Genomic DNA, 12,555 nt, shown 5'->3' with positions numbered 1-12,555 from the left:
TTGCCAATTTCTTCTCTGTACCGGAATAACATTGTCATATATCAAAAATAGATTTCTAATTCAATTTCGAGAATGTGATTTTCCCATGGGAAATTAAGGCAATCATTGGAGAAATGAGAAGGAAAAATAGTGAAATCTATGAAACTGACCAGCAATGAGACGAGATGGTTGAGACTGTAAATAAAAAATGTTGTGTATCTTTTCTTTAAACTCTTGACATCACAAGGATTCTAGCTGCTGTTGCCTATTACCTCTTGCCTAGTCCACCTCTGAAATAGATATAAAATGAGTAAATTGCCGTAATTGACGGTAATTATTGCTGAAATGCCCTACTTTTGTGTTTGCGCTATGCCGAACAACGATGGTTTACAGCCCGCTTATGATACTGCTCAGTTAAAAAACATCGCTACTTATATTTGTCACACAATTGTTGAAATTCAAAAACATCATCCAGACCTATTACTAGAAAAATATCGAACTATTCAATGGCATCTACCAGGCAATCAATCTGCTTTAATTAATAAATTTGTCTCTTTACTATCTCAAACAAAAAGTTGGGATGAATTAATACAAAAAATCCAATTATCTCTGAACGCCATCTTCTTAGAAAAATCTACTAATTCGCAAATCATTACTGATTTAATATCAAAAATTAATCTATTAAACCCTCATATTCATCAACTAAATATTCCCCATGAAGCAACAATTAATTCATCATCAAAATCAAATTCATTAGGAATTGCTGTTATCTTATTAGACGCAGAAAATTTAAATCTGAATCTGAGTACCGAGAAGTTTTTGGCTACTATTTGTACTTGTCCAATTCAAGTCAAAATCGCTTTTGCTAATTGGTCGATTCGCGGCAAATTAGACGTAGAATTACATGAACGTGGCTATGATTTAATTCATGTTCCTGCGGGAAAAGATAATGCTGATGGCAAAATGATTGCTTTTGGTTCTTCTATTCATGAACGATATCCAAAAGCAAAAGAAGTTTTTGTCTGTTCTTCAGATAAAGTGATGACCAATCTTTGCAACCACTTACAACAACATGGCTTGATAGTCTATCAAGTAAGTCAGCAAGGTGATCATATTAATCTATTTAATAGTTCTACTGGTAAAACTACAACCTATAGTCTGAAACATATCCCTGATTTAGCCTCATTAGTTCCTATTTTAAAATCCTTAGTTGAATTAGAAAGACAATCAACAGGTAGTCAATGGATTAAAGTTTCCAAAGTATTTCAACTACTCAATGCCAAACACAAAATCAACATGAGTCAAGTAATTGCTGCTCATTTACCAGGGAAAAAGCCCAAAGATATTTTTGCTAATTATCCTGAAGATTTTGTTCTCCACAAGACCGATGATTCCTCAGAATTTTATGTCACAGTATTTGATCATCAACCACTTCATAAAAATGATAACGAACCAGCAAAAATTTCCTCAGAAAAAGTTTATGATTTAAAAATCGATTCAGCCATAGCTTTAGAAAATTCTATCAAGCAGATCATAGAAAATTGTAATCAATTAGATATAGATGGCTATATAGATGTGGGAATTGTCGCTACAAAATTTAAGAGTCAATACAATAAAGCTATCACCGTGCAAATCAAACAGCTACAAATCAATGGTAATTTCCCCAAGTTTTTACAATCTTGTCATTCCTTTAAACTGAAGCAAACGGAAATAGGGTGGAAGGTTGGCTTACGCTAAATAGCGATGACTTAGTTCAGATAGTATGATAAATATAGTTTGTTAAAAAAATATAAATAGGGTAATGCGGAATAAAGTAATTGTTGTTGTCGGTGCCACTGGTGGAATAGGTTCAAGTTTAACTAGGCAACTAACCAGTGTGGGAGCAAAATTAGTATTAGCAGCGCGAGATGGTGAGCGTTTAGCAGCATTAGCTGATGATTTATCAGGGGAAGTATTAACAGTTCCCACAGATATTACACAACTAGAACAAGTCAAAGCATTGATGAGAAAAACTGTGGATCAGTTTGGGCAAATAGATGTTTTAGTAAATGCCGCTGGCGTGGGTATCCTCAAACCTTATAACAATATCGAACCAGCTGATTTAGATAAAATGTTGGATGTGAATTTGAAAGGCAGTTTTTATACAACTCAGGTAGCAGCTGAAGAGATGCAAAAGCGTAAGAGTGGACATATTTGTAATGTTGTGGGTGTTTTAGGTAAACATTCCATGGCCATGGCTTCTGCTTATTCTGCTGCTAAGTTTGGGGTTGTAGGCTTTAGTAAATGTATGGCGGAAGAACTGAAACGATTTGGTGTCAAGTTTACTTTATTCTATTTTGGTGGTGTTGATTCTCCATTTTGGGACAATGTGAGTTTAAAAGTAGACCGAAAAAAAATGCTTAGTTGTCAAACTGCGGCTAATGCAATTTTCTATGCTTTATCTATGGAACCCCAAGCAGTACCTATGGAAATTAATATCCAACCGGATAGTCATCTATTTTTCTAGTTGTGAAATTCTTGCTTAGGAAATAAGTGGAAATTTAGCAAAAGGGGCAAAATTTACGAATGTATGACCTATTGCGCTGGATTTTCCTGAGTTATGATGCAAATTGATCACGTTCACTTCTATGTAGATAATGCCCAAAGGTGGCGGGATTGGTTTGTTAGCTATCTGGGCTTTGAAAAGGTAGTTAATCGGATTTTTCCTAGCCTGAATGTGGCAAATAAATCTTGTCACACCATAACGGAAGTGGTAAAAAGTGGCAGTATCTACTTTTTACTGTCTTCACCGTTGTTAGCTACTAGTCCAGTGGCTGAATTTTTGTCGCACCATCCTCCAGGGGTAGCAGATATTGCCTTTGGTGTGGATAATGTGGGGGAAATGATAGCAAAGGTAGAACGCCATGGTGTCAAGGTTGTGCGACCTATACAGGATGCGCCTGGATTTAGGTATGCTCAAATTGCTGCTTGGGGTAGTTTAACCCATACTTTGATAGAAAGAAGGGTGATAAATACTCCAAATTCATCAAGGGGTAACTATTTATTTACAGGTCTAGACCATTTAGTTTTGAATGTAGAGGCTGGGGATTTACAAGGGGCCGTGAGTTGGTATGAAAATGTTCTGGATTTTCAACCACAACAAACTTTTAAAATCCAAACAGACATATCTGGGTTACATAGTCAGGTAATGATTGCTGCTAATGGTAGTGTGCAATTACCAATCAATGAACCAACTTCTGGGAATTCGCAAATTCAGGAGTTTTTAGAAGCTAATCGGGGCCCAGGAATTCAGCATATTGCATTGGGTACTTCTAATATTATTGATGCGATCGCTCGATTGCGTGCAGCTAATTTATCCTTTCTTCAAGTCCCCCAGACATACTACTCGCAATTATTACAACGTCCCCAATTACCCCTCTCACTTTCCGAATTAGCAGCGATCGCTCAACAACAAATTCTAGTAGATTGGCAAGACAACGGCCCACTAGATGCTGTCCTCCTACAAATCTTTACCAAGCCGATTTTCCCACAGCCTACCTTTTTCTTTGAATTTATCGAACGCCGTTCTCAAGCACAAGGCTTTGGGGAAGGCAATTTCCGTGCATTATTCGCAGCCATTGAACAAGAACAAATTAAACGCGGTTTTATCAGTGGTTATCGGGATTGAAACTCCTAAATCTATACCCTTCGCGAACATAGGCTACCAAGTCGTTAGATTGGATGACGAAATTGCTGTAGGGGCGGGTTCACAGAGATTTGCATCTTTCCACAAATAATATCGGTAAACCCGCCCCTACCTCTTAAATGTTTATAATCATATATTATTTATAGATTTGTGATAATTGTTAGATTGTTTTACGTGTACTTTTGCTTATATTTGCTAAATTGCATCATTAGGCAATACAAAATACATAAATACGTCCTATAAACACGGAGTTTTAAACCCATTTTTCTGATAATGTTAAAAAAAATTAAGATTATCTACTAATGCTGAGACTGATCACTGATTTTGACGGCCCAATCATGGACGTTTCCGAACGGTACTATAGTGTTTATCTGTTGTGCTTAGAAAAAACTCGATATCCTCACCAAGTGGTGACAGAACTTTCTAAGGCAGAATTTTGGCAACTCAAGCGATCGCATACACCGGAAAAAGATATAGCCTTAAAATCAGGGTTAGATATAGAACAAGCACAACAATTCTCTCTACTTCGCAAACAAACTGTGCATACAGAACCCTATTTTCAGTATGACATCCTTGTCCCTGGTGCTTTAGACGCACTGAAAAAGGTAAAAGCCGCAGGTATTGATTTAGCTGTGATGACTATGCGCCGAGTGCGAGAATTAGACTATGCTTTCAATAAATACGATTTAGGTCAATTTTTCCCAGAAAACCGTCGTTACTGTCTCAGTAATGATTATGTCAAAACCCGCGATATCGAAGACAAACCTTTATTGATGTCCAGAGCTTTAAAAGAACTACCTCCAGTAGCTAATACATGGATGGTAGGAGATACAGAAGCTGATATTACCGCTGCTAAAAAAAACAATGTTCCTGTGATTGGGGTGGAATCAGGAATACGCGATCGCCAACAGTTGGAATTTTACCAACCCAACTTAATTTTACAAAACCTCACCCAAGCTGTCGATTTCATTCTCAGCCAATAACAACATAGGTAATGGGCAGTCCAAAACTCCCATTACCTATTACCTAACGGAGAAAACTACTAATTAACCACATTAAAACGAAAGTTAATACAGTCGAAAACTGATTGGCCGTCAAAGTCATAAAACTAATTTGCGGTAATATCCAACCAGCAATCAGCCCCCCAGCAATTAAGCCTGTAATTAAACTAGCCAAGGTAAACAAAACTGCTCGACCAAATTTACCTTCTTTGCGATTGAGAAAGAAAATACTAGTTCCTACCCCAACCACCAATGTCAGCTGCAAAACCTGATCTCCCTGTGAGCGGTAAAACACACTGATAGCACTCAGACCCAGATACCAAATAGCTGGTAAAAGTACATCTGCTACTGTTGGTTTATCCAACATGCGCTGTAGCCATGCTGGTGATTGCTCACGAGGAATTGTACTTTCTCTGGTCGGAGATTGCACACGCAACTCTGGAAATCGAATACGTTCAGGGACTTTGATTTTGCCTTCCTGGCGCATCCGTAAGCGTTCCATTAGAATCGCATCATAAGCTGCTTCTATCGTTTCTAGAACCTTGCCATCACCACTATGTTGCTCTAACAGGCGATTGCGAGCTTCTTGAATTTCGTCAAAGCTAGCATCTTCTGATACCCCAAGTTTTTCGTAGGGATTTTGATCGCTCATGGGAATTTATTACTTTAGCCTCGGTCAGCCGCAGTCGTGTATTGAAGGAAAAAGAACTTAGTGGTCTATAGTGATCGAAACAAAAGTCTCAACCGACTTTGAGCCTCTACCAGGATAGTAGCATGGGTTAGTTTGATCAACCTGGGAATTTTAACTTATAGTCACTTTAACATATTGACCCCACTCCGTGTATCCCTCAGGTTGTTCAATAAGTGAGGCTTTTACTTTAAAATTTAAAGTTGGGAATAATGAAAAGCTAAATTTTCCTAGTAAATAAAACTTTTTCTTGACAAAATCAACTATTGCTCCATTAGCTCTCGTTGTTTCCTCAGGATTACCCATCGTTATGGTATATATTTGCATTTCGATTTAAAATTGAAAAGCCTTAAAGTGCCATCTACTCCATAACTGCCACCAGTACACCTTAACAATATCACTATTGCTTATGGTCTCAATCAATACCAAGTGTAAGTCTTGGACACCAAAATATGCCCACTTACACCGGCCCAAATTATGATTACAGTTTTAGTTGAATATTCAGGATAATCATACATTAGCCCTGTAAACTCTTTAATTACTGCCTCAATGGAACCTGCGTTTTCACGCAATCCATCCTATTAATCCAATGAACTTTTGTAAAAAGTGATGGTCATGGCTCCTGCCAAGATTCTTGTAGTTGATGATGACCCTGCGGTTCGGAATTTAATCCAACGCTTTTTGCTGAAACAGAACTATCAAGTGGAAGCTGCGGAAGATGGTAAAACAGCCCTTGCTCTATTTGAGCAATTTAACCCCGAATTGGTGATTCTAGATGTGAATTTACCAGATGTCATCGGTTTTAACCTCTGTCAAGAGATGCAAAGCCGGAACGGTGTTTTCGTGCTGATGCTGACTAGTCGTACAGATGAAGCTGATAAAATTCGTGGTTTTTCTAAAGGCGCTGATGACTATCTGACCAAACCTTTTGGTTTAGGTGAACTTGAAGTGAGAGTTGCAGCAATTTTAAGGCGACAGAGGGTGGTAACGACCGCTGAACAAAAACGTCTCATTTTTGAGAAGTTAATGATTGATCCAGTACGGCGAGAAGTCACACTCAATAATCAGCCAGTACCCTTGACTGCACTGGAATTTGACTTGTTGCATTTTTTGGCTAGTCATCCAGGTCGAGTTTGGCGACGCGCTGAACTGATTCAAGAGGTGTGGGATTATGAATATGTTGGTGATCAGCGGGTTGTAGACGTTCACATTGGTCAAATTCGCAAAAAGATAGAAGCCGATGCCAGTCAACCCGCATTAATTCAAACTGTACGTGGCGTGGGATACAAGTTTGAATGTCCTACGTATCCTCAGCAAAGCGAACTGAACTCCTAATTTTAGAGTTATGTTTTCCCTGACTCGTCACTGAAAATCAGATACTGACTAAAAAAGATAAACTCTTTCTCTTTATCTTCAGGTCGCAATTCTTCTCCTATTCAGTATGATGCTGTCAGGATAAGGGAATTGCGACCAAAATTTATATGGATTGATTTGAATAATAGCTGGATTCATTGTTGAGAATCCAGTTGATATTTAGCAATGATGAAACAAAGTTTCTAGATAAACACGGGCCGCACGGCGATCGCTATCTCCATTTTGGAGTAGAAACAAGGAGAGGGCAGCCGTCAAAACACGGTTTTGATCCCAATCTGGATGAGTTTCTAGGTAGTTTTTGAGGGATTCATGAAGTGTTTCAGGTATTTCTGTAAAGATGCTAACTGTTGCGTTCATAAGATTTTCCTTTGAGCAGGTCAATCACGAAAATTTGCTGGGATTAACAATTAATTCAGGGTGCAGGGTATGGGATGTGGGGAATTTCCACAACCTACACCCTCGTTGCAAGTTATTAAGTGCTGAGTTATACCCCATAGGGAAACACAGAATCAAATATCAAGAGCTTTTTCTTTTTTACTCAGTCACTCAATTTATCCTCAGCTAGAAGCCAGAGATGTTTGGTACTGATCATGGTCAATTAAATCACTCTCGACTGTGGTGTTTACCAACAGTTGAGCAAACTAAAAAAAGGTGAGCCGAATCATTGTGCGCTATGAGGGGGTGGGTTTGTCAATGCTGCGAAATGTTAAAAATTAGCAGTGACAAAATAAAATTCCACGAAATCAATAGGGTTTAAATATATTTTCTGTTACAAAACTTAAATAAAACTCAGTTACCAAAGTTCAGCGATGGGGTAATAACAAAATCCCCAGGAAGTCAGCAAGAGCCGATGAGAACGTATAACCTTTGTGGAAAATAGTCATAAGTCCTGTGGAAACTCTGTGGAATGAATGAGGAAAAGCAGAGCTAATAATAAGAATTACAAAAATATGAATATTTGCTGACATATAAGCAGCAGGTAACTTGAGATATGGTGACAGAGGGTGGTTCGCGAGGCTTACACACCCTGGGTATGACTAAACAAGGTTTATCTACGGCGTTCTTGTAGTTTGCGATAAACAGCCTTAATATCCACTTGATGATGGGCTAAAGCTACCAGAGTGTGATAAAACAGGTCTGCTACTTCTCCAGCGATCGCCTCAGTATCATCATCTTTACAGGCCATCACGACTTCCGCGCTTTCTTCGCCGATTTTTTTCAAAATTTTGTTGTCACCACCAGCCAGCAATTTACAGGTGTAAGAACTTTCATTTGGGTGGTCACGGCGATCGCATATCACTTGAAACACCTGTGATAAAGTATCCGCCGGCGGAGGTGTAATCGTACCGTCTACTTGATGGAAACAACTCCGCTCCCCAGTATGGCAAGCAATATCTCCTATTTGTTCCACACCAATTAGCAAAGCATCACTATCACAGTCATAGCGAATACTCTCTACTCTCTGAATGTGCCCAGATGTGGCTCCCTTGTGCCAAAACTCCTGTCGGGAACGACTCCAAAACCAAGTTTCGCCAGTTTCCAAAGTCTTTTGTAACGACTCCTGATTCATCCACGCCATCATCAACACCGTTCCGTCCAAATAATCTTGAACTATTGCCGGTACTAAACCCCTGTCATCGTAGCGAATTTTCTCAGTTGGGATGGCAGATACCAATGAGCGCCGTGTGGGAGAAGACATATTGACCTAATTTGCTGTAATTAATTGAAGATTAATGGATTCACCATAACATTCCGCCTATAGCAATTGAAATCCTCATTCACCTTCTACCTCACGACCCCAAGATGGAAGAGTGACAAAAATGTTTTTTGATGGTGGGTTAGCAAAAATGCTAGTTTTCTCTGAGAACCCTCATCCGTCCTCAACTATACACATATCGTTATTTTTTTCTTTCAGCTAATTTTATACGATAGAAATTCTCAGCATTGTTTAACCCTATCCTAAGATAGAGAGCTTTTGTTTCATTTCCAGTGTTCGGAGGCAACCTTGGTAAATACCACAATTAAAACCACAAAATCACAAGAAATCTTTGCTGCCGCTCAAAATCTCATGCCTGGAGGCGTTAGCTCTCCAGTTCGTGCTTTTAAATCTGTTGGTGGTCAACCGATAGTTTTTGACCGCGTTAAAGGTGCTTATATTTGGGATGTAGACGGAAATAAATACATTGACTATGTGGGAACTTGGGGCCCAGCCATTTGTGGTCATGCTCATCCTGAAGTGATCAGCGCACTCCATGAAGCTTTAGAAAAAGGCACCAGCTTTGGTGCACCTTGCGTTCTGGAAAACGTTTTAGCAGAAATGGTGATTGATGCTGTTCCCAGTATAGAAATGGTGAGATTTGTCAACTCTGGAACAGAAGCTTGTATGGCTGTATTACGGTTGATGCGAGCTTTTACTCAGCGTGAAAAAATCATCAAGTTTGAAGGCTGCTATCACGGTCATGCTGATATGTTCCTCGTTAAAGCTGGTTCCGGGGTAGCAACACTTGGTTTACCTGACTCCCCTGGCGTACCTAAATCTGCCACTAGCAGTACCTTAACCGCTCCCTACAATGACCTAGAAGCAGTCAAAGCCTTATTTGAGGCTAATCGTGGCGAAATTGCAGGTGTGATTCTTGAACCAGTAGTTGGTAATGCTGGTTTTATTCCTCCTGATGCTGGCTTCTTGGAAGGTTTGCGGGAATTAACCCATGAACATGGAGCATTACTGGTATTTGATGAAGTCATGACAGGTTTCCGCATCGCTTACGGTGGTGCTCAAGAGAAATTTGGCATTACCCCTGATTTAACTACCATGGGTAAAGTAATTGGTGGTGGCTTACCAGTGGGTGCCTATGGTGGTCGCCGTGATATTATGTCCATGATTGCCCCAGCCGGCCCTGTTTATCAAGCAGGGACACTTTCTGGTAATCCTCTGGCTATGACAGCAGGGATTAAGACTCTAGAACTATTGAGAAAGCCTGGTACTTATGAGTACCTAGAGCGGATTACCAAGAAACTAGCTGATGGTTTACTACAAATTGCTCAAGAAACTGGTCATGCAGCTTGTGGCGGTTCTATCAGTGCCATGTTTGGTTTATTTTTCACATCTGGGCCAGTTCATAACTACGAAGATGCGAAAAAGTCTGACACAGCTAAATTTGGTCGTTTCCATCGGGGTATGTTAGAGAGAGGTATTTACCTTGCGCCATCTCAATTCGAGGCTGGATTTACTTCTTTAGAACATACAGACGAGGATATCGAGCAGACTTTGGCTGCTGCGCGAGAAGTTTTATCTAGTCTATAAAGGTCTGGGGTATTGAATCAGCTTGAGGGAATACTTCAAGTTTGCAAACCTTAGGCTTTTTTCAACATCCTCTTAGTAAGTTTATGGGGGGTCTAACCCATCATCCCTAATTTAACTCCTGGGGCTTCATAGCCTCTGTTGTCAGTAAGTTATAACAGCAAAATTCATCTTTGCCAGGTACATAACAGCAGTAATAATGGCTATTCTTCAAAGATTTGTCATTTTCCGATATGTACTGCATTGACTGAGAGATTGGTGTAATTTTCAGGAGATAAAACAACGCAAAACTAAGGCTTTCAGGGTGAGGTGTTTAACCCCTCGTAAATTTACTCATAGTATTTAACCAAGAGCCACAAGATAAATTCACTAAATTGAGAATAATCAGGAAAATTAGGAAATAGTTGCACTTTTCCATCTTTTTGATCTCCTTTACTTAGGCTAAAATAGATACAATTATTTACTATTTTTTATTCTTGGTTAGTGATTATCTGTCTTGCTTTTTACCTAAATGTGAATTAGCTGTAAAGCAATTGCTGTAAAAATTTCATATTTACTCCAGAGCAAATGGTCAATTTACGTAAAATTACATATAAGTCTATTTTCTGTAAAACTACTCCAGACAGGATTCAGTACCGATTTTTTTTTGTAACCATTATTGCCAGATTTTCGTGTGATAATAGTAAAATTAAAAGAGTTTATCCTGCTTAGTTTTTTTAATACAAAAATCAAAGCGTTAGTATAAATTTCAGTAGTTTTAGTTAAGGGTTAGGAACTCTTACATTAAGATTTCCAGCAAAAGTGACCAGGTCAAACTCCTAGTTTCTCTCGATAATGAAAATGAGAGCCTAATTTTATTTTCTTTATTTTTTTGTGTAGAGAGTGGACAGTGCATGAGCTACTGCTTGAATCCTACCTGTATCCATCCAGAAAATCTTGCATCTAGTCGCAGGTGTAATTCCTGTGGCTCCCCTCTACTTTTGCGCGATCGCTACCGAGTGATTAAACCTTTGGGTCAGGGAGGTTTCGGAGCAACTTTTTTAGCCCAGGACGAAGTATTACCAGGTCAGCCCTGTTGTGTAATTAAGCAATTACGCCCATCTGGTACGGCTCCACATATTTTACAAATGGCGGGGGAATTGTTTGAAAGAGAGGCCAAGACTCTAGGTAAGATTGGCAATCACCCACAAATACCCAGATTACTTGATTATTTTGAAGATCGTCAGCAATTCTATTTAGTCCAAGAATATATTAGCGGTTCCACATTACAACAAGAAGTAAAACAGAAGGGTGTATATACAGAGCATGGAGTCAGACAATTCCTGAGCGAAATCCTGCCCCTGTTAAAATACATCCATGAACGAAAGGTAATTCATCGTGATATCAAACCTGCTAACTTAATTCGTCGTACCCAAGACGGACGATTGGTGTTAATTGACTTTGGTGCAGTGAAAGACCAAGTCAGCCAAGCTGCGGGTAATCAATCAGGACATACTGCATTAACAGCTTATGCCATAGGTACACCTGGTTTTGCACCACCAGAGCAAATGGCTATGCGTCCAGTGTATGCCAGTGATATTTATGCTTTGGGAGTGACTTGTATTTATCTGCTCACTGCGAAAACACCTAAAGATTTAGAATATAATCCCACCACAGGTGACATGCTGTGGGAGCATTTAGTCAATATCAGCGAGCACTTGACAAAAGTATTAAAGAAAATGTTAGAGGTATCGGTACGGAATCGCTATCACTCAGCGATGGAAGTGCTAGGAGCGCTAGATATAGAGCCATACCTAAATAGCTTGTCAGAGGGTTTACTAGTTCAAAATTCCCAGCGTCCAGACAATTCCACATCTTGGAACAGTAATTCTACAGCTAACCGCAATGAAAATGTGGCGAAGATTGCAGCCGCTATTCGTGCCAGAAGGGCGAAAGGGGGAGAATCGGTAGGACTGGGGATGGGACGTACTCAACATGGAGAGATAGTATCTAAAGCTACCAGTTTGGCTACAAGTAATAGTAATGGTTCTCACCTAGAGCGCAAGTTAGATGCACAAACCCTACTGGCAGCCTATTCTAAAGGTAGAAGGGATTTTGCTTCTTATAACTTGAGTTTACTCAGCTTAGTTGGAGTGGATTTATCCGAGACTAATTTTAATTCTGCTCAATTGCGGAAAACTAACCTGCATGGAAGCAATCTGAACAAAAGCGATTTTGGTAGAGCTAGTTTAGTAGATGCAAACTTGCGAGACACTAATTTAACTAAAGCCTATTTCAGCAATGCTGACTTAGCTGGTGCAGATTTACGGGGTGCGGATCTCAGTCATGCTTATCTCAGTAATGCTAATTTGAGAGGGGCCAATTTGTGTGGAGCTAATTTGACTGGGGCGAAGGTGACAGAGGAACAACTCTCAGTAGCGAAGACGAATTGGTTAACCATACGTCCTAATGGTAAGCGCGGTTTGTTGTAACTCGATTTAGGTATAGTTAAACTTATTGAAATCTGAGCCAGGCGATCGCTCATATC

11 protein-coding genes are annotated in these 12,555 nt (G+C 39.5%); 7 read left to right on the top strand and 4 right to left on the bottom strand.

Features of this window, described 5'->3' with window-relative positions; all coding sequences use genetic code 11:
• Positions 1–348: 348 nt before the first annotated feature.
• The 4 genes from H6G73_RS15435 (at position 349) to H6G73_RS15420 (ending at position 4,647) form a co-directional block, all read left to right on the top strand.
• A complete protein-coding gene (locus H6G73_RS15435; protein WP_190605988.1) occupies positions 349–1,716 on the top strand; it encodes an NYN domain-containing protein in 1,368 nt (455 codons plus the stop codon).
• Between the two features lie 64 nt (positions 1,717–1,780).
• Complete coding sequence (locus H6G73_RS15430) at positions 1,781–2,485, top strand: SDR family oxidoreductase (protein ID WP_190605986.1); 705 nt, start codon at positions 1,781–1,783, stop codon at positions 2,483–2,485.
• Between the two features lie 96 nt (positions 2,486–2,581).
• Positions 2,582–3,646, top strand: a complete 1,065-nt coding sequence (hppD, locus tag H6G73_RS15425; protein ID WP_190606072.1) for a 4-hydroxyphenylpyruvate dioxygenase — start codon at positions 2,582–2,584, stop codon at positions 3,644–3,646.
• 320 nt (positions 3,647–3,966) lie between these two features.
• Positions 3,967–4,647 (top strand): HAD family hydrolase, encoded by a 681-nt coding sequence (locus tag H6G73_RS15420; protein ID WP_190605984.1) that lies wholly within the window; start codon positions 3,967–3,969, stop codon positions 4,645–4,647.
• 43 nt (positions 4,648–4,690) lie between these two features.
• Here the strand turns inward: H6G73_RS15420 and H6G73_RS15415 are convergent, their stop codons facing one another.
• Complete coding sequence (locus H6G73_RS15415; protein WP_190605982.1) at positions 4,691–5,317, bottom strand: CPP1-like family protein; 627 nt, start codon at positions 5,315–5,317, stop codon at positions 4,691–4,693.
• Positions 5,318–5,467: 150 nt separating this feature from the next.
• Positions 5,468–5,659, bottom strand: coding sequence for a hypothetical protein (locus tag H6G73_RS15410; RefSeq protein WP_190605980.1), 192 nt, complete (start codon positions 5,657–5,659; stop codon positions 5,468–5,470).
• Positions 5,660–5,968: 309 nt separating this feature from the next.
• Between H6G73_RS15410 and H6G73_RS15405 the strand changes: the two genes are divergently transcribed.
• Positions 5,969–6,688, top strand: a complete 720-nt coding sequence (locus tag H6G73_RS15405) for a response regulator transcription factor (protein WP_190605978.1) — start codon at positions 5,969–5,971, stop codon at positions 6,686–6,688.
• Positions 6,689–6,886: 198 nt separating this feature from the next.
• On the opposite strand, the gene H6G73_RS15400 is transcribed toward H6G73_RS15405, so the two are convergent.
• Positions 6,887–7,084, bottom strand: coding sequence for a DUF2811 domain-containing protein (locus H6G73_RS15400; RefSeq protein ID WP_017317257.1), 198 nt, complete (start codon positions 7,082–7,084; stop codon positions 6,887–6,889).
• Between the two features lie 691 nt (positions 7,085–7,775).
• On the bottom strand, positions 7,776–8,426 hold the full coding sequence (hisIE, locus tag H6G73_RS15395; protein WP_190605976.1) for a bifunctional phosphoribosyl-AMP cyclohydrolase/phosphoribosyl-ATP diphosphatase HisIE: 651 nt from the start codon (positions 8,424–8,426) through the stop codon (positions 7,776–7,778).
• A 306-nt stretch (positions 8,427–8,732) separates the two neighbouring features.
• Here hisIE and hemL point away from each other — a divergent pair, with 306 nt between their 5' ends.
• Together hemL and H6G73_RS15385 are read left to right on the top strand one after the other, a co-directional pair.
• Positions 8,733–10,031: a glutamate-1-semialdehyde 2,1-aminomutase gene (gene hemL, locus H6G73_RS15390; protein ID WP_190605974.1), complete on the top strand. Its 1,299-nt coding sequence runs from the start codon at positions 8,733–8,735 to the stop codon at positions 10,029–10,031.
• An 890-nt stretch (positions 10,032–10,921) separates the two neighbouring features.
• Entirely contained in the window at positions 10,922–12,499 is a 1,578-nt protein-coding gene (locus H6G73_RS15385; RefSeq protein ID WP_190605972.1) for a serine/threonine-protein kinase, read from the top strand.
• Positions 12,500–12,555: the final 56 nt, after the last annotated feature.

The sequence above is a fragment of the Richelia sinica FACHB-800 genome (assembly GCF_014698825.1).
GTDB lineage: Bacteria > Cyanobacteriota > Cyanobacteriia > Cyanobacteriales > Nostocaceae > FACHB-800.
The sequence above is the reverse complement of the archived record's forward strand: the minus strand, read 5'-3'. Positions and strand labels throughout refer to the sequence as shown.

What these genes read in the sequence shown, in the direction of transcription:
- H6G73_RS15430 (WP_190605986.1), top strand. Translation starts at nt 1,781, where the DNA reads ATGCGGAATAAAGTAATTGTTGTTGTCGGTGCCACTGGTGGAATAGGT.
- H6G73_RS15420 (WP_190605984.1), top strand. Translation starts at nt 3,967, where the DNA reads ATGCTGAGACTGATCACTGATTTTGACGGCCCAATCATGGACGTTTCC.
- H6G73_RS15435 (WP_190605988.1), top strand. Translation starts at nt 349, where the DNA reads ATGCCGAACAACGATGGTTTACAGCCCGCTTATGATACTGCTCAGTTA.
- hisIE (WP_190605976.1), bottom strand. Translation starts at nt 8,426, where the DNA reads ATGTCTTCTCCCACACGGCGCTCATTGGTATCTGCCATCCCAACTGAG.
- H6G73_RS15410 (WP_190605980.1), bottom strand. Translation starts at nt 5,659, where the DNA reads ATGGGTAATCCTGAGGAAACAACGAGAGCTAATGGAGCAATAGTTGAT.
- H6G73_RS15405 (WP_190605978.1), top strand. Translation starts at nt 5,969, where the DNA reads ATGGCTCCTGCCAAGATTCTTGTAGTTGATGATGACCCTGCGGTTCGG.
- H6G73_RS15385 (WP_190605972.1), top strand. Translation starts at nt 10,922, where the DNA reads ATGAGCTACTGCTTGAATCCTACCTGTATCCATCCAGAAAATCTTGCA.
- H6G73_RS15415 (WP_190605982.1), bottom strand. Translation starts at nt 5,317, where the DNA reads ATGAGCGATCAAAATCCCTACGAAAAACTTGGGGTATCAGAAGATGCT.
- H6G73_RS15400 (WP_017317257.1), bottom strand. Translation starts at nt 7,084, where the DNA reads ATGAACGCAACAGTTAGCATCTTTACAGAAATACCTGAAACACTTCAT.
- hppD (WP_190606072.1), top strand. Translation starts at nt 2,582, where the DNA reads ATGCAAATTGATCACGTTCACTTCTATGTAGATAATGCCCAAAGGTGG.